This is a genomic window from Streptomyces inhibens (assembly GCF_003389455.1).
Classification (GTDB): Bacteria; Actinomycetota; Actinomycetes; order Streptomycetales; family Streptomycetaceae; genus Streptomyces; species Streptomyces inhibens.
Map to the genome: position 1 here is coordinate 64,027 of NZ_QUAC01000077.1, position 19,818 is coordinate 83,844.

A 19,818-nucleotide genomic window follows, 5' to 3' on the forward strand; every position below is an offset into this window, starting at 1 on the left:
TCAGACGGCCCGGAATTGCGTGTTCTTGACGGCGCAGATGAATTCGGACCAGGCGGGCGCCGCAAAGGCGATTGCGGGGCCGTGAGGGTTTTTACTGTCACGGACGGGAACGAGGCCGGGGAGGTCGTCCGAGACCTCGATGCACTTGCCGCCCTCGCCGTTGCTGTAGCTGCTCTTGCGCCAGCGGGCGGCGCCCGGGAAGTCGTGGGCGACCTCGACGCAGCTGCCGCCATTGCCGTCGCTGTAGCTGCTCTTGCGCCACTTAGCGGTGCTCAGGTCGAACTCGCGCATCGTCTGTAGTCCTCCGCCGCCGATCGGATCAGGGTCAGGGACGCCTCCGGCGACAGCGCGGCGGCCCTGACCTGATCGTAGCTCTCCTGAACGCGTTTCATTAAGGCCGGATCGTCCAGCAAATTCCCCGAATACACGCCTTCTGTATAGGCGGTTGGCGGGGCGTCCTCGAACTCCATGAGCGTCAGCATGCGGCCCATGAGTGGGTGCGCCCTCGCCGCGAACGGGAGGACCTGCAACAGGATCTTCCTTTCGCGTGCGAGCCGCGCGATGTGCTCCAACTGCTCGGCCATCACACCCGGTCCACCCACCGGCACCCGTAGTACGGCCTCATGTAGGACTGCCCAATACAAGGGCCGTGTGGCCTCCTTGAGGATGATCGCCCGATCGAGCCGGGCGTGGACCTTGTCCTCGATGTACTCGTCGGCCGCGAGCGGGTTGTTCGCGAGTGTGACTGCGCGCGTGTACGGCGCTGTCTGTAGCAACCCGGGCACGATCATCGACTCGAACTCGCAGATCTTCGTCGCCAGCTGCTCCAGCTCCGCCGCAGCCGCGAAATAGTCCGCGTACCGCTTGTCGTCGATCAGCTTCCGCCAGGTCCGCTCGAAAAAACCGTCGGTTTGTAGAACCTCGTCGATCCGGATCGCCACATCCAGCTGCGGCTTGCGGATCGCCTGCTCGAACTGGCCGATGTATGCGCCGGACACGAAGACCATCCGCCTCAGCGCGTCCTGAGTCAGCTTGGCGTCCTCGCGCCGTCGCTTGAGTTCCGCGCCCCAGAATTCCCATGCTGCCTGTCGCGAGGCATTGGCCATGGCTGACTCTCTTTGCGTGCAAGGCAGCTGTAGTGCCGATCTCATTGCGCAGCGTAGTTCCGCAGCGTCACGCTCTGCATGCAAACAGTGAAACCCCTCGCGGAAAGTGCGGACGATCATGCAGCAGCTCAAGGAAGTGGAAACCGTGACGACGGAATTGCGCGAAGCCCTCGCCCGCGCAGGAGTCGTCCTGCCGTCACTGCGCCCCGACCCCGTCTCGATCGCGCATCGGTACATGCCGCCGCTCGTCGAACTGGGGCGGTGCTCGATGGAGGTCGCCCGGCAGCTGGCCGACGCGCTGGCGGAGCGCTCCCGGGGCGAGCGGGCCTGAGGGACCGCGGCCCCCCCCGCCCCCGCCCCATAGGTGAGAATGGGCGCCATGAGTCTGTTCCGCGACGACGGCATCGTGCTGCGCACCCAGAAGCTGGGTGAGGCGGACCGGATCATCACGCTGCTCACCCGTGGCCACGGGCGGGTGCGGGCCGTGGCGCGTGGGGTGCGGCGGACGAAGTCGAAGTTCGGGGCGCGGCTGGAGCCGTTCTCGCATGTCGATGTGCAGTTCTATGCGCGCGGCAGCGAGCTGGTGGGGCGCGGGCTGCCGCTGTGTACGCAGAGCGAGACGATCGCCGCGTACGGTGGCGGGATCGTCACCGACTACGCCCGCTACACGGCCGGCACCGCGATGCTGGAGACCGCCGAGCGGTTCACCGACCACGAGGGCGAGCCGGCCGTACAGCAGTATCTGCTGCTGGTCGGCGGGCTGCGGACGCTGGCCCGCGGTGAGCACGCACCGCATCTGGTGCTGGACGCCTTCTTGCTGCGCTCGCTCGCGGTGAACGGTTATGCGCCAAGTTTTGAGAGCTGTGCACGGTGCGGGCTGCCCGGTCCCAACCGGTTCTTCTCGGTGGCGGCGGGCGGTGTGATCTGCGGGGACTGCCGGGTGCCGGGGAGCGTCGTACCCTCCTCGGAGGCCATTGGGCTCCTGAGCGCGCTGCTGACGGGCGACTGGGAGACCGCGGACGCCTGCGAGGCGCGCCATGCCCGCGAGGGCAGCGGGCTGGTCACGGCGTATCTGCACTGGCATCTGGAGCGGGGCCTGCGCTCCCTCCGGTACGTAGAGCAGTAGAGCAACAGACACAAGCGATAACGAACCCCTCGAAGCGACACATAGGAGACGTGGGCCGCATGGCACGACGCGGGATTCTGGGCCGTAACCGGCGCGAGTACGAGAGGCCCGAGCCGCACCCCTCCGGTGCCCGGCCGCCGAAGATCCCCGGTGAGCTCGTCCCGAACCATGTGGCCGTCGTCATGGACGGCAACGGCCGGTGGGCCAAGGAGCGCGGGCTGCCGCGCACCGAGGGCCACAAGGTCGGCGAGGGCGTCGTCCTGGACGTCCTCAAGGGCTGCATCGAGATGGGCGTGAAGAACCTTTCGCTGTACGCCTTCTCGACGGAGAACTGGAAGCGGTCGCCCGACGAGGTCAAGTTCCTGATGAACTTCAACCGGGATGTGATCCGGCGGCGCCGGGACGAGATGGACGCGCTGGGTATTCGTATCCGGTGGGTCGGCCGGATGCCGAAGCTGTGGAAGTCCGTGGTGCAGGAGCTCCAGATCGCCCAGGAGCAGACCAAGAACAATGACGCGATGACGCTGTATTTCTGCGTGAATTACGGCGGGCGCGCGGAGATCGCGGATGCGGCGGCGGCGATTGCCGCAGACGTAAAGGCCGGGAAGCTGGACCCGTCGAAGGTCAATGAGAAGACCATCGCGAAGTACATGTACTACCCGGACATGCCGGATGTGGATCTCTTTGTCCGCCCGTCCGGTGAGCAGCGGACCTCGAATTACCTGATCTGGCAGAGCGCCTATGCCGAGATGGTTTTCCAGGACATTCTGTGGCCGGACTTCGACCGGCGGAATCTGTGGGACGCGTGCCTGGAGTACGCGAAGCGGGACCGCAGGTTCGGGGCGGCGCCGGAGCCCGACGGGCGGTAGGCCACCTGAGAACAGCGAGAACGGGCCGCCTCCGTGGTCATCGGAGGCGGCCCGTTCTCGTGTTTGTCAGCGTCCGGAGCGTGTTCAGTGCTCCTTGCCGGAGCGGTCGGCGCAGTCGCCGCACGTCCCGAAGATCTCGATCGTGTGCGCGACGTCCTGGAAGCCGTGCTCGGTGGCGATCTGGTCGGCCCACTTCTCCACCGCGGGGCCCTCGACCTCGACGGCCTTGCCGCAGGCCCGGCACACCAGGTGATGGTGGTGATCGTCGGTGCTGCACCGGCGGTAGACCGCCTCCCCGTCGCTGGTGCGCAGCACATCGACCTCGCCGGCGTCCGCGAGTGACTGCAGCGTCCGGTAGACGGTGGTCAGCCCGACCGAGTCACCCCGGTGCTTGAGCATGTCGTGCAGCTCCTGGGCGCTGCGGAACTCGTCCACCTCGTCGAGTGCGGCCGACACCGCGGTCCGCTGCCGCGTCGACCGGCCGCGTACCGGAGAACCCGCGCTCGTCGCCACCGTTGCCTCCCTAAGGCCTCAGGACTTCCCCCTGCAATGCGTCCCGCCATTGTGCCAGGTGATGACCGGGGTTCCGGTGGGACGCTTACGCGTACCGCTACCTGCCGACACGACGCTACCCACCTAGCCGCTCACGCTGACGTCGTCGGGGGTACGGCTGCCGGGTACCTCCAGGGTGCACCCCTTGGCGGCCTCAGCGGCAGCCCTGGCGCGCTTTTTCGCCAGTGGGGCGGCGAGCGCGGTGAAGATCACGAACAGTCCGATGGCGAACAGCACGATCGTCGCACCGGACGGCACGTCCACGTAGTACGAGGTGGTGGTGCCCGTAAGGGTGACGGCGACACCGATTGCGACGGCCACCGCGAAGGTGACCGCGAAGCTGCGGCTGATCTGCTGGGCGGCCGCGACCGGGATCACCATCAGGGCGCTGACCAGCAGCAGACCGACGACGCGCATGGCGACGGTGACGGTGACCGCGGCGGTGACGGCGACCAGCAGGTTCAGCAGCCGGACCGGCAGGCCCGTCACCCGGGCGAACTCCTCGTCCTGGCAGACCGCGAACAGCTGGCGGCGCAGCCCGACCGTGATCGCCAGCACCAGGCCGGCGAGGACATAGATCGTCGTCATGTCCTGCGGCGAGACGGTGGTGATCGAGCCGAAGAGGTACGTACCGAGGTTGGCGTTGGAGCCGGCGTCGGAGAGGTTCATCAGCATCACACCGCCCGCCATACCGCCGTAGAACAGCATGGCCAGTGCGAGGTCGCCGCGGGTCTTGCCGTACCAGCGGATCAGCTCCATGACGATGGAGCCGACGATGGCGACGGCGGTGGCGACCCAGACGGGGCTCTGGTTGAGCAGGAAGCCGAGGCCGACGCCGGTGAGGGCGACATGGCCGATGCCGTCGCCCATCAGGGCCTGGCGGCGCTGGACCAGGTAGATGCCGATGGCGGGGGCGGTGATACCGACGATCAGGGCGGCGATCAGGGCCCGCTGCATGAAGGCGTAGTTCAGGATTTCCATGAGCTCAGCGGCCCCTAGCTCAGCAGGCCGGTACGGATCGGCTCCGCGGCGGCGTCGGCGTGCGGGTGGACATGGTCGTGGCCGGGCAGCGCATGCTGGCCCACGGCCTCGGGCGGCGGGCCGTCGTGGACGACGCAGCCGTCCCGCAGTACCACCGCGCGGTCGATCAGCGGCTCCAACGGGCCGAGCTCGTGCAGCACGAGCAGGACCGTGGTGCCGCGGCCGACCTGCTCGCGCAGGGCGCTCGCCAGCACCTCCTGGCTGGCCAGGTCGACGCCGGCCATCGGCTCGTCCATGATCAGCAGTTCCGGTTCGCCGGCCAGCGCGCGGGCTATCAGCACGCGCTGGTGCTGTCCTCCCGAGAGCGCGTTGACGGAGTCCTTGGCGCGGTCGGCCATCCCGACCAGCTCCAGCGCACGGTGCACCGCGGCCCGGTCGGCCTTGCGCAGGATGCCCAGCTTCGTACGGGCCAGCCGGCCGGCCGTGACGACCTCGCGGACGGTGGCGGGGACACCGCCGGCCGCGGTGGTGCGCTGCGGCACGTAGCCGATCCGGGCCCAGTCCCTGAACCGGCGGAACGGCGTACCGAAGAGGGACAGCTCGCCGCCGGTGAGCGGGACCTGGCCGATCACGGACCGTACGGCGGTGGACTTGCCGGAGCCGTTGGCGCCGAGCAGCGCGACGACCTCACCGGTGTGGACGGTGAGGTCGACGCCGCGCAGCACGGGGCGGGCACCCAGCGAGGCGGTGGCGCCGCGCAGGTCGATGACCGGCTGGGGGAGCGGCTGGTTCACGGTGACCTCCGTCACATGCCGGGGTGGTTGAGCGGGCCGGCTCACTTGCTGCCGAGAGCCTTCTGCAGCGCGGCGAGGTTGGCGCGCTGGACGCCGAAGTAGTCCTTGCCGCGGGACTTGGCGGTGATGCCCTCAAGCGGGTCGAGGACATCGGTCTTCAGGTGCAGATCGCCGGCCAGGGCCTTGGCGGTGGCCGGGTTGGCGATCGTCTCGAAGAAGATCGTGGAGACGTGGTGCTCGGTGGCGAGGGAGTGCAGGTCCCTGATGCGCTTGGCGCTGGGCTCGGACTCGGGGTCGAGGCCGCTGATGGCCTCCTCGGTGAGGCCGTAGCGCTCGGCGAGGTAGCCGAAGGCCGCGTGGGTGGTGATGAAGGTGTCGGACGCCCGCTTCTTCAGCCCGTCCTGGAACTCCTTGTTCAGCGCCTCCAGCTTCTTCACCAGGGTGTCGGTGTTCTTCTGGAAGTCGGCCTTGTGGTCCGGGTCGGCCTTGGCGAGGGTCTTGTTGACGCCCTTGGCGACCTCGGCGTACTTCACGGGGTCGAGCCAGATGTGCGGGTCCTTGCCGCCCTCGGCCTCGGAGTGCGAGTGGTTGTCGCCGGTGGTGTGGTGGTGACCGTCGACCTCGGTGCCGTGCTCTTCGAGGGAGGTCAGGGCGGCGGCGTCGGCGACGTTCTTGACGCCGGACTGCTTGACCGCGTCGTCCACGGCGGGCTGCAGGCCCTTGAGGTAGACGATCGCGCCGGACTCGCCGAGCCGGCCGGTCTGCTGCGGGGTGAGCTCCAGGTCGTGCGGCTCGACGCCCGGCTTGGTGAGGTCGGAGACCTCGACGTGCTTCCCGCCGATCTGCTGGGCGAGGAATTCCATGGGGTAGAAGGACGCTGTCACCTTCAGCTTGCCGTCCGCGGTGTGCGTGCTGCCCGAGGGGGAGCAGGCGGACAGGGCCAGCAGGCCGAGCACCGAGGCTCCGGCGACGGCCGCGGTGGATATGTGACGGCGTATGTTCATGACACTCATTTTCAACAAAGTTGGAAACGATTGTCAACAAAGCGCGGGGTGGGTGTGAGCGGGACGACAGTCGCCGGAACCGATTTGGTCCGGGGGGCACGGCCGCCGGTACCCTGAACTATTCGCCCAGCCGTCTCCCAACCACCACCCCACATCGAGACGCTAGGGCGCCGCCCATCCATCGTTCGTCGTCGTAATGAAGAGAGCACCGTGGCCGCCGACAAGATCGATACCATCGTCAGCCTGAGCAAGCGCCGTGGCTTCGTTTACCCCTGCAGTGAGATCTACGGCGGCTCGCGGGCTGCCTGGGACTACGGTCCGCTGGGTGTCGAGCTCAAGGAGAACATCAAGCGTCAGTGGTGGCGCGCCATGGTCACCTCCCGCGAAGACGTCGTCGGTCTCGACTCGTCGGTGATCCTGGCCCCCGAGGTCTGGCAGGCGTCCGGCCACGTCGCCACCTTCACCGACCCGCTCACCGAGTGCACCTCCTGCCACAAGCGCTTCCGCGCCGACCACCTGGAGGAGGCATACGAGGCCAAGCACGGCAAGCTCCCTGAGAACGGCCTCGTCGACATCAACTGCCCGCACTGCGGCAACAAGGGCGGCTTCACCGAGCCCAAGCAGTTCTCCGGCCTGCTCTCCACCCACCTCGGCCCGTCCCAGGACACCGCCTCGGTCGCCTACCTGCGCCCCGAGACCGCGCAGGGCATCTTCACCAACTTCGCCCAGGTGCAGCAGACTTCCCGCAAGAAGCCGCCGTTCGGCATCGCGCAGATGGGCAAGTCCTTCCGCAACGAGATCACGCCCGGCAACTTCATCTTCCGGACCCGCGAGTTCGAGCAGATGGAGATGGAGTTCTTCGTCAAGCCGGGCGAGGACGAGCAGTGGCAGGAGTACTGGATGGAGCAGCGGTGGAACTGGTACCGCGACCTCGGCATCCGCGAGGAGAACATCCGCTGGTACGAGCACCCCGCCGAGAAGCTCTCGCACTACTCCAAGCGCACCGCTGACATCGAGTACCGCTTCAACTTCGGCGGCACCGAGTTCTCCGAGCTGGAGGGTGTGGCCAACCGCACCGACTACGACCTCTCGGCGCACTCCAAGGCGTCCGGCCAGGACCTCTCCTACTTCGACCAGGAGGCCGGCGAGCGCTGGACTCCGTACGTCATCGAGCCGGCGGCCGGCGTGAACCGCGCCATGCTCGCCTTCATGCTCGACGCGTACATCGAGGACGAGGCGCCCAACGCCAAGGGCAAGATGGAGAAGCGCACCGTCATGCAGCTCGACCCGCGCCTGGCGCCGGTCAAGGTCGCGGTGCTGCCGCTGTCGCGCAACCCGCAGCTGTCGCCGAAGGCCAAGGGCCTCGCGACCGACCTGCGCAAGAACTGGAACATCGAGTTCGACGACGCGGGCGCGATCGGCCGCCGCTACCGTCGCCAGGACGAGATCGGCACCCCGTTCTGCGTCACGGTGGACTTCGACACCCTCGACGACAACGCGGTGACCGTGCGCGAGCGCGACACCATGAAGCAGGAGCGGGTGTCCCTGGACCAGATCCAGTCCTACCTGGGCGGGCGGCTGCTGGGCTGCTAAGCCTTCGCGGGGCGCCGCCGATGTAGCGCGGGGCGTTGCCCACGTTTGACCTCAAGCGCCGGTCGGGCTCGGTTTTCCGGGTCCGGCCGGCGCTTTTGTGTGCGCCGGAGGTTTCGTCAGCGGCGCTGCTCGGCCGTACGGCGGGTGGCGAGGGCCACGCACAGCGCCGCGAGGGGGAGTTCGGCGCCTACGGCCATGGCTATGGCGGTGGCCAGCTCCGCGCCCGGGGCGGCGGTGGCGAGGTCGATGCAGGCGTCGGCGAGGAGGAGGACGGCCGCGGCGGCCGCGGGGGCGCGATGGCGCGGGTCGGCGCGCAGCAGGCGGGTGCCGGCGGCGAGAAGGGCGGCGGCCTCCAGGGTGTCGAGGGCGACCCAGGCGGCGGCCTCCGCGGGCGGGAGGGTGGCGGCGAGGTAGCCGAGCCAGGGCAGAAGGGCGAGACCGGCGCCGGTCAGGATACGGCCCTGCCAGCGGCGCGCCACGGTGAGCTGCACGGCGCCACGGGCCGCCCGGATGATGGGATAACTGCCGCTGGGGGATGGGGAGTTGTAGGAGATGAGGGCCATGGCAGGGGTCTCTTCCGGTGTCATGAACCCGGCCGTCGGGCTCGTGATCAAGACTCCGGTTTCCGCCGGCCACAGTCAGTAACGCCGCTTTCCGACTTGGGGTGGCACCAGCTACACCCCCGATCCGGGCAGAGGGTTCATGGCTGCCGCCCACCGCGCGCCCCTATCGTTTGATCATGAACATTCCACCCCGGCTGCGGCGCGCTGTTGTACGGCTGCGGCGCGACGTGCTCTTCATCGCCGCGGGGGTGCCGCTGCACCTCGCCCCGCCGTTGCTCTTCTTCTGGGCGCTGACCCAATTGGCCGGACTCCTGGACGGGAGCTCGGACGCCGCCCCGTTCGTCCTGCCCGCGCCGATGACTCTGCTGGTGATCGCGGGATACGGGTTCACCGAGGCGCAGCGGTGGCGGTTCCGGGCGCTGTGCGGGGTGGATCTGCCGCGGCTGCGGTTCGGGCGGACCAAGCGGCAGTTCGGCTACAACTGGCTGGTCGGCCCGCTGCTCGGCGTACTGGAATTCCTGCTGCTCGCGCTGGTGCTGGTGGCGCTGACGGCGGCGCTCGTACTGGTGTGGGTCTGGGCGGCGCCGTGGGAGTGGCGGCTCGCCCACCGTGGATTCACCACCACGGCCTCCTACCTCACCGTGCTGGGGCTGCTGGCGCTCACCGCGGTGCCGACGCTGGCCGCGGGGCTCGTACGGCTGGAGAACCTGGTCGGGCGGGCGGTGCTGGGCGTCAGCCGGTCCGACGAGCTGGCGCAGCGGGTGGAGGATCTCACCGAGAGCCGGGCCGGTGCGGTGGACGCCGCCGACGCGGAACGCCGCCGGATCGAGCGCGATCTGCACGACGGCGCACAGCAGCGGCTGGTGTCGCTGGCCCTGAACCTGGGGCTGGCCAAGGCCACGCTGACGGATCTGCCCCCGGAGGCACAGGAGGTCATCGATGCGGCGCACCGCGAGGCGAAGGATGCGATCGAGGAGCTGAACAACCTTGTGCGCGGGCTGCATCCGGCCGTCCTGGACGAGCTGGGGCTGGATGCGGCGCTCTCGGGTCTCGCGGCCCGCGCACCGCTGCCCGTACGGCTGCGGGTGGATCTGCCGGCGGATCTGCCGCAACGGGCGGCGCCGGCCGTCGAGGCGGTCGCGTACTTCGTGGTCTCCGAGGCGCTGACGAACATCGCCAAGCATGCGCGGGAGGCGACCCGGGCGGATGTGACGGTCACCCGGCTCGGCGGGATACTTCGGGTGGTGATCGCCGACGACGGAGTGGGCGGGGCCGATCCGTCCAAGGGGAGCGGCCTGCGGGGGCTTGCCCAGCGCGTGGGGTCCGTGGACGGAACATTCCGGATGAGCAGCCCCGTGGGGGGCCCGACGATGATGAGCGTGGAGCTGCCGTGCCCGATGTGAGGCGTGCCGTGATCGCCGAGGATTCCGTACTGCTGCGGATCGGGCTGGTCAAGGTGGTGGAGATGGCCGGGTTCGAGGTGGCGGCCGAGGCGGGGGACGCCCAGGAGCTGCTGGCGGCGGTGGAGGAACACCGGCCGGACCTCGCGGTGGTGGATGTCCGGATGCCGCCCGGCTTCACGGACGAGGGGGTGCGGGCCGCACTGTCGATCCGTCAGAAATGGCCCACCACGGCTGTGTTGATGCTTTCCCAGTACGTCGAGGAGCGGTACGCGGCCGATCTGCTCGCGACGAACACCAGCGGGGTGGGCTATCTGCTCAAACAACGGGTCGCGGACGTCGAGGAGTTCATCGAGGCGTTGCGCAGGGTCGCGAACGGCGGCACCGCGCTCGACCCGCAGGTCGTCGCCCAGCTGCTGGTACGGCGGGCGAGCGATCCGCTGGAGCGGCTGACGGCCCGCGAACGGGATGTCCTCGCCCTGATGGCCGAGGGCCGCTCCAACGCGGGCATCGCCGCCCAGCTCGTGGTCAGCGAGAGCGCGGTTGCCAAACACATCAACAACATCCTCGCCAAGCTGGACCTGCCGAAGGCGGACGCCGATCACCGGCGGGTGCTGGCGGTACTGCACTTCCTTGGTGTGGGGGACTGAGGGGCGGGCGACTGGGGAGTTGGCGGCTGAGGGGCGGGCGGCTGAAGGGGCGGGCGGCTGAAGGGGCGGCGGCTTAGCGTTCCCGGGAGGGGTGCGGCTGGGTGCGGCGGGGCCGGACGTATTCGGATATAGCCGAAAAACGTTGCGCGATTCACCCCACTGGAACAGGCTGACCAGCTGTCAGGCACCTGCAACGGTGTGCCCGCGACATTCGACTCGCGGGGTGCCTGAGAAGGGGGAATCCCAGATGTCCGTACTGAAGCGAGCCGGCCTGGTGGCGACGGCCGTCGCGGCGCTTGTCGTCCCGGCGGGTGTGGTGGTCGGGACGGCCGGAACCGCAGCGGCGGCGGCAGGCACCTACGAGGGGTGTCCTTACGGCGCGGTGTGCATCTACCCGCAGAACGCGGGGTGGAACGGCGGCCACCCGTCCCTCGTCTACTACAGCTACGGGGCCCACAACCTCAGCAACCAATTCGGGACGCACCGCATCTTCAACAACCAGTCCGGCGGCGCCACGGTGCGGGTCTGCACGGGGTACAACGGCACCGGATGCGGGGGCACCACGCCGCCCTGGACGTATTACGACAGGGACTTCACGCCGATCAACTCGATCCTCCTGGAGCGGTAGCCGTTCACCGGCCACGGTTCCCCCGGGCCGGGCCTCCACCCGGAGACCCGACCCGGGCAGGGGCATGTGTGCGCAGGGGCGTGCGTGTGCAGGGGTGTGCGTGCGTGGGCAGGGGGTTGCCGCCCTGCGGGGGCCGGTCTCGGTAGGGTCGGGCCCACGTCCCGGATACGGAGGAGCCACGAGGGCACTGCAGACCACCACGCTCCTCCTCGCGACGCTCGGTGCGGGCCTGATGGCCGGCCTGTTCGCCGCCTTCGCCTACGCCGTGATGCCCGGCCTCGGCCGGTCCGGCGACCGCACCTTCGTACAGGCCATGCAGAACATCAACAGGGCCATCATCAACGGCTGGTTCCTGCTCCCCTTTCTTCTGCCGATCCCGCTACTGATCCTCGCCACGGTGCTGGCCTGGAACGGGCCCGGGCGGGTGGCCCTGCCCTGGATCCTCGCCGCGCTGGTGCTGTACATGGCCGGATTCTTCGTCACCAGCGGAGTCAACGTCCCGCTCAACAACGCCCTCGACAAGGCCGAGACGAGCGAGGGGGCCACCGACGGATCGGGCGACGGATCGGGTGACGGATTGGCTGACGGACCGGGCGGCGGACCGGGCGACGGACCGGGTGAAGGATCGGGCGACGGACCGGGTGACGGATTGGCCGGCGGACCGGGTGGGCGCTTGGGTGGCGGAGCGAGTGACGGGCCCGGTGACGGCAGCCGCCGCGACCGGCTCAAGGCGGCCAGGGACAGCTTCGAGCGCCGATGGGTCACCTGGAACATCGTCCGCGCCCTCGCCCACACCGCGGCCTTCGGCCTGCTCGCCTGGGCCCTCTTCCTGCACGGCACGGCGGGCACGGCGTAGGGGGCGGTCGCGTCAGGTGACCCGCCTCAGGCAGGCCGCCCCAGGCCGGTCGCCCCAGGCCGGTCGCCCCAGGCCGGTCGCCTCAGGCCGGTCGCCCCAGGCCGGTCGCCCCAGGCATAGCGAGACCGGGCACGACGCCCCCTGCTCTCAGGGCTACGGCTTCCAGAACTACGGCTTCCAGAACTACTGCCCCCAGGGCTACGGCTCCCAGAACTACAGCTTCCAGAGCCGCGGCAGGCAAGCAACCCTCTAGCTGCGCAGGCCCCGGAGGACCAGGTCCCGGACGGCCTCGAAGTCGGTGGTGATTTCCGGGCGGGACCACTCGGGGGCGTAACACGGGTCGTGGAAACGGCCGGTGGCGTCGAAGACGGCGCGGGCGGTGGTGGCGGGGGAGGGGGTGTGGAAGGCGCCCTGGCTGACGCCGGCCTCGATGATGGTGGTGAGCTGGGCTTCCAGATCGGTGACATGGCGGTCGACCACGCCGCCGCTCTCGCCGATCAAGGTCGTGTAGGTGGCGAACAGTTCGGGGTCGTCGCCGGCCTTGTGCCGCTTCGCCTCGAAGAGAGCGGTCAGCCAGCGGTCCAGCCGCTCCTCGGCCGGCCCCTCCTCCGTGACGATGCTCGACAGCTTCTCGCTCGTACGGTCCAGCCAGCGCTTCGTGACCGCCTCCCGCAGCGCCGCCTTCGTGCGGAAGTGGCGGTAGACGCTGCCATGGCTGACACCCAGGGCGCGCGCCACGTCCACGACCGTGGCCTTGGCCGGGCCGTAGCGGCGCAGCACCTCCTCGGTGGCTTCGAGGATGCGCTCGGGGGTCAACGTCTCGGGGGGCATGGGGCGGGGCCGGCCTTTCGGTGAGAGCGGGCGGGACGGGGGCGGCGGAGAGGTGCGTACGCACCCGGGTCCGCACGCCGGGTCCGTACGCCGGATACCTACGGACGGTACCTGGCGGTGTCCCTCGCGTGCCCCGGCGGTCAGTGCTCGCTGTCCAGGTGGGCCATCTGCTCGGCGGGGTAGCGGTCGCCGGCGGCGGCGCCGGCCGGGACGGCGCGCTCGATCGCGGCCAGGTCGTCACCGTCCAGCGTGAAGTCCAGGGCGCCGAGCGCCTCGGCCAGACGGTCGCGGCGGCGGGCGCCGACCAGCGGGACGATGTCCTCGCCACGGGAGAGCACCCAGGCGATGGCGGTCTGCGCGACCGAGACGCCCTTCTGCTCGGCGATCTTGCGCAGCGCATCCACCAGATCGAGGTTGCGGTCGAGGTTCTCGCCCTGGAAGCGCGGGCTCCTGCCACGGAAGTCGTTGGCGGCGAGCTTGCGGTCACGGCTGAAGTGACCGCTGATCAGGCCGCGGGACAGGACGCCGTACGCGGTGATGCCTATGCCCAGCTCGCGGGCGGTGGGCAGGATCGCGTCCTCGATGCCGCGGGAGATGAGGGAGTACTCGATCTGGAGGTCGGAGATCGGGGCGACGGCGGCGGCCCGGCGGAGGGTCTCGGCGCCCACCTCGGAGAGGCCGATGTGCCGGACGTGTCCGGCCTCGACCAGCTCGGCGATGGCGCCGATGGTCTCCTCGATCGGGACGCCGGGGTCGACGCGGGCGATCCGGTAGATGTCGATGTGGTCGGTGCCCAGGCGCTGGAGGGAGTACGCGGCGAAGTTCTTCACCGCGTTCGGCCGGCCGTCATAGCCGGTGAAGCCGCCTTCGACCGTGCGCAGGGCGCCGAACTTGACGCTGGTCAGCGCCTTCTCGCGGGCCGCGGCGGGGGCGGTGCGCAGCGCCTCGTTGATCAGCAGTTCGTTGTGGCCCATGCCGTAGAAGTCGCCGGTGTCGAGCAGGGTGATGCCCGCTTCGAGGGCGGCATGGATGGTCGCGATGGATTCGGCTCGGTCGCTGTCGCCGTAGAGGGCGGACATTCCCATGCAGCCGAGGCCGAGGGCGGAGGTCTGCGGGCCGGTGGTGCCCAGGGTGCGGGTCTGCACGACGTGCTCCAAAAGTGAGAGGGGATGCGGGAGGGGGGACCCTGCCGTGCATTCACTATGACATGACGGCTGACAGATTTCAATATCTGTCAGCCGTCATGTGTGAGTCGGAGTCCACCGCGGATCCGGAAACCGGCACCCAGCCCGTCTTCTCGCAGGTCAGCGCAGTGTTCGTGGCAGGCGCAGGGCGAGCGTCGTCGTGCCCACGACGATCGCCAGCTGTGACAGCAGCGCGGTGAGCAGCGCATCGCGGACGCCGACGGCCGGCAGCAGCGCGAGGAAGAGCGTGCCGAGGGTGGCCACGCCCAGGGCGAGACCGGACTGCTGGGTGGTGACCATGACGCCGCCGCCCACGCCCGCCTGCGCCACCGGCAGTTCGCTCAGCACGATGCGCATCAGGACCGGCAGCACCATGCCCTGCCCGAGCCCGAGCACCGCCATGCTCGGCGCGAGGCCGGCCACCGAGATGCCGGGCCAGCCCGCGTACACGGTCAGCGCCAGCGCGATCAGCCCGGTGCCCTGGATCAGCGAGCCGGCGATCACCACCCGCCGCCCGAAGCGCAGCACCAGCCGCGGGCCGGCGAGCGAGGCGAGGAAGAACGTGACGCAGAGCGGCGCCAGCGACAGACCGGCCGCGAACGGGCCGTAGTGCAGACCGTTCTGGAGCGCGACGGCCACCACGAACATGAAGCCGCCGAAGCCCAGCGAGAACGGGACGATCATGGTCAGTCCGCTGTTCACGGAGGGGATGCGCAGCAGCGAGGGCGGGACCAGCGGCGTACGGCCGGCGCGTTCGGCCCGGCGCTCGACGAGGATGAACGCGGTGCCGGCGAAGGGGAAGACGGCCAGCAGGATCCAGGACCACACGGGCCAGCCGGCCGCCCGGCCCTCGGTCAGCGGCAGCAGCAGGGTGATCAGCGTGGTGGCGAGCAGTGCGGTGCCGAGGCCGTCGACCCGGCTCGGGTGCGGGGAGCGGGTCTCGGGGACCGTACGGGCGGCCAGCAGCCAGGCCGCGGCGGCGATCGGGACGTTCACCAGGAAGACCGCGCGCCAGCCGGTGCCCGCCAGGTCGACGGAGACCAGCAGACCGCCGAGCACCTGGCCGACGGCGCTGGAGATACCGGCCGTGCCGCCGTAGAGGCTGACCGCCTTGGCGCGCCGCTTGCCGGTGGTGGTGGCCTGGATGGTGGCCAGTACCTGCGGCAGCAGCAGCGCGGCCGCCGCGCCCTGGGCGACCCGGGCGGCCACCAGCGTCCCGGCGTCCGGGGCAAGACCGCAGGCCAGGGAGGTCAGACCGAAGGTGGACAGGCCCCACAGGAACAGCCGGCGGCGGCCGATCATGTCGCCGAGCCGTCCGCCGAGGACCAGCAGCGTGGCGTACGCGACGCCGTAGCCGGCCACCACCATCTCCAGCATCGCGGGGCCCGCGTGCAGATCGTGGTCGATGGTCGGCAGGGCGACATTGACGATGAAGAAGTCGATCAGGGGAAGGGCCGCGCCCAACAGGACGGTCAGCAGGCCGAGCGGGGTCAGCACGGTGGGTGCCGGGTGCTGCTGCGGGGTGGGGCGGGTGGTGGCCGCAGTGGCCGGTGCCTCCGGGGTCGCCGGGGCGGTCCGGGCTGCCGGGGTCCGGGCGCCCGGGACGGTGGCCGGGGCGGCAAGGGCCGTGGCCGGGGCTTCCGGAGTGGTGGTCTGGGCTCGGGTATCGCTCACGGAGTCGACGATCGTCGACCGCCCAGACGGGTACCAGAGTGTCCTTATCCTGGTACCAGTGCTACCTGGCAACCGGCTGGGCACTGCGGCACGCTGGAAGCATGACCGTCGACGTGACCATGCCGCAGGCTGCCACACCCCCTGGCGCCGGCACCGCCCCGCGCCCCGGCACCGCCCCGCGCGACGACACCGCCCGCCGGGCCGAGCTGGCCGCCTTTCTGCGCAGCCGGCGGGAGCGGATCACGCCCGAGCAGGTCGGGCTGCCGCGGGGCGCCCGTCGGCGCACCCCTGGGCTGCGCCGCGAAGAGGTCGCGCATCTGGGCGCCGTCGGGGTCACCTGGTACACCTGGCTCGAACAGGCCCGGGACATCCATGTATCGCCGCAGGTCCTGGACGCGGTGGCCCGTGCGCTACTGCTCGACCGCGCCGAGCGCAGCCATCTGTTCGCGCTGGCCGGGGCGGTCGACCCGCTGCCGGGCACCGAGTGCACGGGCGTACCGCGCGAACTGCGGCAGATCCTCGAACAGCTCGCGCCGTTCCCCGCCGTCGTACAGAACAGCCGGTTCGACATCCTCGCCTACAACAGGACCTACGGGCGGCTGATGTGCGATCTCGACGCGCTGCCCGAGGAGGACCGCAACTGCATGTGGCTGGCGTTCACGAACGCCGAGTGGCGGGCGAGCGTGGTCGATCTGGATGCCACGATGCGGGTGATGGCCGCCAAATTCCGGGCGTCGATGGCCGAGCATGTCGCCGAGCCGCCCTGGAAGGCGCTGGTCGCCCGGCTGACGGAGGCCTCGCCCGAGTTCCGTGAGATCTGGGCACAGCACGAGGTCATCCGCCCGATGAGCTCCGTCAAGCTCTTCCGGCATCCGCGGGTGGGCGTGCTCCAGCTGTCCGCCACGAGCCTGTGGACGGGGCCCAACCCCGGCCCCAAGCTGCTGTCCTACACCCCCGTGGACGAGACGTCCCGTGAGCGGTTGGTGCAGTTGGAGGAGCTGGCGGCGCCGGTCGCGGTGTGACCGTACGGGCCGAGGGGCCCGAGCCGGGCGGCCGGGCCCCGCCTACGACCGCATGTCCGCCGTCCGGTGGTCCCGCGCCTCGTCCTCGAACAGCGCCGCCGTATGGCCGGCCGTCGCCTGCGCCCACCGGCCCGTCGTCAGCGCGCCGAGCAGCAGGATCGCCGCGCCGCAGCCGGCGATGATCCACCAGGCCGGGCGGCCGGCCGCGAGGAATTCGTCCGCGGTGGCGGCGGCATGCGCCCCGCCGGCCAGTACGGCGCCGATCACCGCGACGCCGAGCGACTGCCCGACCTGCCGGCTGGTGGAGGCGACGGCGGCCGCCACCCCGGCCTGGGCGCGCGGCATCCCGGACACCGCCGTGTTGGTGATCGGCGCGTTGACCAGGCCGAATCCGATGCCGAACAGCACATAGCCGGTGAACAGCAGGGCGTTCGTCGACTCCGCGTCGAATGCCGCGAAGAGCAGCCCGCTCGCCCCCATCATGACGCCGGCGAGCAGCAGCGACAGCCGGGGGCCGCGGCTGCCGACCAGCCGCCCCGACAGCGGCGCGAAGATCAGCGTCATACCGGCCATCGGCAGCATGTAGAGCCCGGCGTCCAGGGCGGACAGCCCGCGGATGTTCTGCAGATACAGCGTGTTGACGAAGAAAAAGCCGCTGAGCGCGGCAAAGGCGCAGACCGCCACGACGGTGGCGCCGCTGAACGGTGCGCTGTGGAAGAACCGCAGATCGATGAGGGGTTCGGCCCGGCGGCGTTCGTACGGGATCAGGGCCGCCAGCGAGGCGAGCGCCACCAGCACGAACGCCAGGATCTCCGGGGACGCCCAGCCGGCTTCGGGGGCCTCGATGATCGCGTACGTCAGCGAGCCGAGCAGCGCGATCACCAGCAGCTGGCCGACCGGGTCGACCCGGCGCGGCTTGGGGGCGCGCGACTCGGGGACGTAGTGCAGGGTCAGGAACAGCGCGAGTGCGCCGATCGGGACGTTGATCCAGAAGATTGAACGCCAGCCGACGCTCTGCACCAGCAGCCCGCCGATCACCGGCCCGGCCGCCATGCTGATGCCGACGACCCCGCCCCACACCCCGATGGCGCGGGCCCGCTCCCGGGGCTCGGTGAAGGTGTTGGTGATGATCGACATCGCGACGGGGTTGAGCATCGAGCCGCCGACCGCCTGCACCATACGGAAGACCACCAGCCATTGCAGGTCGGGCGCCAGGCTGCACAGCAGTGAGCCGATCGCGAAGACCACCAGACCGACCACGAAGATCCGGCGCCGGCCGAGCCGGTCCGCGGTGGAGCCGGCCAGCATCAGCAGCGACGCCAGGACCAGGGTGTAGGCGTCGATCGTCCACTGCAGGCCGGAGACCGAGGCGTGCAGCTCGCGCTGCACGGACGGCAGCGCGACATTGAGAACGGTGTTGTCGAGGCTGACGATCAGCAGGCTCAGACAGCAGATCGCCAGCACTACCCCACGCCGTCGACGACTCAGCTCGGAGCCCGTCGTGGCACCCCGGCCGGGCTCGGGACGCCTGGCACGCACGCTCGCGGCGTTGGCGAACCGCCCGCGTAGCTCCGCTACGAAGGCGCTCCGCCGCCTTGCGATCGCACGCACCAGACGACCCGAGCTGATCCGGCCGGGGTTCCACAACGGGCTCCGAGGCATTCTTGAACGCTACAGCGATCTGGGGCCGCCGGCCTCGGTCCTGGGCCACTTGCGTGGTGCGGGACAATGGGAGATCGCGGCGGCCGGTTCGCCGCTACGGCCGCGGCCAGCACCGCCCCGCCGAAGGAAGCCGAAGAAAGCCGAAGGAATCGCCTCCATGTCTCTGCTGCAGATCGGTCCGCACACGGTGCAGCCACCCGTGGTGCTCGCGCCGATGGCCGGGATCACCAATGCCCCGTTCCGGACGCTGTGCCGGGAGTTCTCCGGGGGCAAGGGCCTCTTCGTCAGCGAGATGATCACGACGCGGGCGCTGGTCGAGCGCAACGAGAAGACCATGCAGCTGATCCACTTCGACGAGACCGAGAAGCCGCGCTCGATCCAGCTCTACGGCGTCGACCCGGACACCGTCGGCAAGGCCGCCCGCATGATCGCGGAGGAGAACCTCGCCGACCACATCGATCTGAACTTCGGCTGCCCGGTCCCCAAGGTGACCCGTAAGGGTGGCGGCTCGGCGCTGCCGTACAAGCGGAATCTGCTGCGCTCCATCCTGCGTGAGGCGGTGGCGAACGCGGGCGCGCTGCCGGTGACCATGAAGATGCGCAAGGGCATCGACGACGACCACATCACCTACCTGGACGCGGGGCGGATCGCGGCCGAGGAGGGCATCACGGCGATCGCGCTGCACGGCCGGACCGCGGCCCAGCACTACGGCGGCACCGCCGACTGGGACGCCATCGCGCGCCTGAAGGAGCATGTCCCGGAGATCCCGGTGCTCGGCAACGGCGACATCTGGTCGGCGGACGACGCCAGGCGGATGATGCGCGAGACCGGCTGCGACGGGGTGGTCGTGGGGCGCGGCTGCCTGGGGCGGCCGTGGCTGTTCGGCGATCTGGTCGCCGCCTTCGAGGGCACGGGCCCCCAGGCCGGAGGCCGTGAGGTCGCTTTCGCCCAGCCCACGCTCAAGGAGGTCGCGGCCGTGATGCTGCGGCACGCCACCCTGCTGGGCGAGTGGATCGGCGACGAGGCGCGCGGCGTGATCGACTTCCGTAAGCATGTCGCCTGGTACACCAAGGGCTTCTCGATCGGCTCCGAGATGCGCCGCAGCCTCGCGGTCACCTCCTCGCTCGACGAGCTGGACGCGCTGCTGTCGGAGCTGGACCTGGACCAGCCGTGGCCGGTGGGCGCGGACGGCCCGCGCGGCCGCACCTCGGGCCGCAACCGGGTCGTCCTGCCGGACGGCTGGCTGGAGGACCCGTACGACTGCGCGGGCGTGGACGCGGACGCGGAGCTGGACACCTCGGGCGGCTGAGCCGCGGCGGCTCT

The 19,818-nt window shown here is 70.2% G+C and carries 21 protein-coding genes; 10 read left to right on the top strand and 11 right to left on the bottom strand.

Features of this window, described 5'->3' with window-relative positions:
* Together DY245_RS11000 and DY245_RS11005 are read right to left on the bottom strand one after the other, a co-directional pair.
* Nucleotides 1–291 (bottom strand): DUF397 domain-containing protein, encoded by a 291-nt coding sequence (locus DY245_RS11000; RefSeq protein ID WP_128506110.1) that lies wholly within the window; start codon nucleotides 289–291, stop codon nucleotides 1–3.
* Nucleotides 273–1,106 (bottom strand): helix-turn-helix domain-containing protein, encoded by an 834-nt coding sequence (locus DY245_RS11005; protein WP_128506112.1) that lies wholly within the window; start codon nucleotides 1,104–1,106, stop codon nucleotides 273–275. Before DY245_RS11005 ends, DY245_RS11000 begins: the two co-directional genes overlap by 19 nt.
* Nucleotides 1,107–1,251: 145 nt before the next feature.
* Between DY245_RS11005 and DY245_RS11010 the strand changes: the two genes are divergently transcribed.
* Genes DY245_RS11010 through DY245_RS11020 form a run of 3 tightly spaced genes read left to right on the top strand, consistent with a single transcriptional unit; the run spans nucleotide 1,252 to nucleotide 3,101 of the window.
* Nucleotides 1,252–1,437, top strand: coding sequence for a hypothetical protein (locus tag DY245_RS11010; protein WP_425329367.1), 186 nt, complete (start codon nucleotides 1,252–1,254; stop codon nucleotides 1,435–1,437).
* 48 nt (nucleotides 1,438–1,485) lie between these two features.
* Entirely contained in the window at nucleotides 1,486–2,232 is a 747-nt protein-coding gene (gene recO, locus DY245_RS11015; RefSeq protein ID WP_128506117.1) for a DNA repair protein RecO, read from the top strand.
* A gap of 59 nt (nucleotides 2,233–2,291) precedes the next feature.
* The gene (locus tag DY245_RS11020; RefSeq protein ID WP_128506119.1) at nucleotides 2,292–3,101 is read left to right on the top strand and encodes an isoprenyl transferase; all 810 of its coding nucleotides are present in this window, start codon (nucleotides 2,292–2,294) and stop codon (nucleotides 3,099–3,101) included.
* Nucleotides 3,102–3,185: 84 nt separating this feature from the next.
* On the opposite strand, the gene DY245_RS11025 is transcribed toward DY245_RS11020, so the two are convergent.
* The 4 genes from DY245_RS11025 to DY245_RS11040 form a co-directional block, all read right to left on the bottom strand.
* A complete protein-coding gene (locus DY245_RS11025) occupies nucleotides 3,186–3,614 on the bottom strand; it encodes a Fur family transcriptional regulator (protein WP_128506121.1) in 429 nt (142 codons plus the stop codon).
* A 123-nt stretch (nucleotides 3,615–3,737) separates the two neighbouring features.
* Nucleotides 3,738–4,634 carry a metal ABC transporter permease gene (locus DY245_RS11030; protein WP_128506123.1) on the bottom strand — a complete coding sequence of 299 codons (897 nt, stop codon included), beginning with the start codon at nucleotides 4,632–4,634 and terminating at the stop codon, nucleotides 3,738–3,740.
* 14 nt (nucleotides 4,635–4,648) lie between these two features.
* Nucleotides 4,649–5,428: a metal ABC transporter ATP-binding protein gene (locus DY245_RS11035; protein WP_128506125.1), complete on the bottom strand. Its 780-nt coding sequence runs from the start codon at nucleotides 5,426–5,428 to the stop codon at nucleotides 4,649–4,651.
* A gap of 41 nt (nucleotides 5,429–5,469) precedes the next feature.
* Entirely contained in the window at nucleotides 5,470–6,432 is a 963-nt protein-coding gene (locus DY245_RS11040) for a metal ABC transporter substrate-binding protein (protein ID WP_128506127.1), read from the bottom strand.
* Between the two features lie 210 nt (nucleotides 6,433–6,642).
* Between DY245_RS11040 and DY245_RS11045 the strand changes: the two genes are divergently transcribed.
* The gene (locus DY245_RS11045) at nucleotides 6,643–8,025 is read left to right on the top strand and encodes a glycine--tRNA ligase (RefSeq protein ID WP_128506130.1); all 1,383 of its coding nucleotides are present in this window, start codon (nucleotides 6,643–6,645) and stop codon (nucleotides 8,023–8,025) included.
* Between the two features lie 116 nt (nucleotides 8,026–8,141).
* On the opposite strand, the gene DY245_RS11050 is transcribed toward DY245_RS11045, so the two are convergent.
* Nucleotides 8,142–8,612 (bottom strand): hypothetical protein, encoded by a 471-nt coding sequence (locus tag DY245_RS11050; RefSeq protein ID WP_244942976.1) that lies wholly within the window; start codon nucleotides 8,610–8,612, stop codon nucleotides 8,142–8,144.
* A 152-nt stretch (nucleotides 8,613–8,764) separates the two neighbouring features.
* On the opposite strand from DY245_RS11050, the gene DY245_RS11055 reads away from it, so the two are divergent.
* From DY245_RS11055 to DY245_RS11070, 4 genes are all read left to right on the top strand, one after another.
* Nucleotides 8,765–9,991, top strand: a complete 1,227-nt coding sequence (locus DY245_RS11055) for a sensor histidine kinase (RefSeq protein WP_128506133.1) — start codon at nucleotides 8,765–8,767, stop codon at nucleotides 9,989–9,991.
* Between the two features lie 8 nt (nucleotides 9,992–9,999).
* Entirely contained in the window at nucleotides 10,000–10,638 is a 639-nt protein-coding gene (locus DY245_RS11060; protein ID WP_128506213.1) for a response regulator, read from the top strand.
* 247 nt (nucleotides 10,639–10,885) lie between these two features.
* Nucleotides 10,886–11,266 (top strand): hypothetical protein, encoded by a 381-nt coding sequence (locus DY245_RS11065; protein WP_181923611.1) that lies wholly within the window; start codon nucleotides 10,886–10,888, stop codon nucleotides 11,264–11,266.
* A gap of 100 nt (nucleotides 11,267–11,366) precedes the next feature.
* Nucleotides 11,367–12,122, top strand: a complete 756-nt coding sequence (locus tag DY245_RS11070; RefSeq protein ID WP_181923612.1) for an anthrone oxygenase family protein — start codon at nucleotides 11,367–11,369, stop codon at nucleotides 12,120–12,122.
* A gap of 249 nt (nucleotides 12,123–12,371) precedes the next feature.
* Here DY245_RS11070 and DY245_RS11075 read toward each other — a convergent pair whose 3' ends face one another.
* The 3 genes from DY245_RS11075 to DY245_RS11085 all read right to left on the bottom strand — a co-directional run bounded on the left by DY245_RS11075 (nucleotide 12,372) and on the right by DY245_RS11085 (nucleotide 15,811).
* Nucleotides 12,372–12,953: a TetR/AcrR family transcriptional regulator gene (locus DY245_RS11075; RefSeq protein ID WP_128506135.1), complete on the bottom strand. Its 582-nt coding sequence runs from the start codon at nucleotides 12,951–12,953 to the stop codon at nucleotides 12,372–12,374.
* Between the two features lie 140 nt (nucleotides 12,954–13,093).
* On the bottom strand, nucleotides 13,094–14,098 hold the full coding sequence (locus DY245_RS11080; RefSeq protein ID WP_128506137.1) for an aldo/keto reductase: 1,005 nt from the start codon (nucleotides 14,096–14,098) through the stop codon (nucleotides 13,094–13,096).
* Nucleotides 14,099–14,257: 159 nt separating this feature from the next.
* Entirely contained in the window at nucleotides 14,258–15,811 is a 1,554-nt protein-coding gene (locus DY245_RS11085) for an MFS transporter (protein ID WP_128506139.1), read from the bottom strand.
* Nucleotides 15,812–15,912: 101 nt separating this feature from the next.
* Between DY245_RS11085 and DY245_RS11090 the strand changes: the two genes are divergently transcribed.
* Nucleotides 15,913–16,833 (top strand): helix-turn-helix transcriptional regulator, encoded by a 921-nt coding sequence (locus tag DY245_RS11090; RefSeq protein WP_181923613.1) that lies wholly within the window; start codon nucleotides 15,913–15,915, stop codon nucleotides 16,831–16,833.
* Between the two features lie 42 nt (nucleotides 16,834–16,875).
* Here DY245_RS11090 and DY245_RS11095 read toward each other — a convergent pair whose 3' ends face one another.
* Nucleotides 16,876–18,297, bottom strand: coding sequence for an MFS transporter (locus tag DY245_RS11095; RefSeq protein ID WP_128506141.1), 1,422 nt, complete (start codon nucleotides 18,295–18,297; stop codon nucleotides 16,876–16,878).
* A gap of 355 nt (nucleotides 18,298–18,652) precedes the next feature.
* Between DY245_RS11095 and dusB the strand changes: the two genes are divergently transcribed.
* Complete coding sequence (gene dusB / locus DY245_RS11100; RefSeq protein ID WP_128506143.1) at nucleotides 18,653–19,804, top strand: tRNA dihydrouridine synthase DusB; 1,152 nt, start codon at nucleotides 18,653–18,655, stop codon at nucleotides 19,802–19,804.
* Nucleotides 19,805–19,818 lie beyond the last annotated feature (14 nt).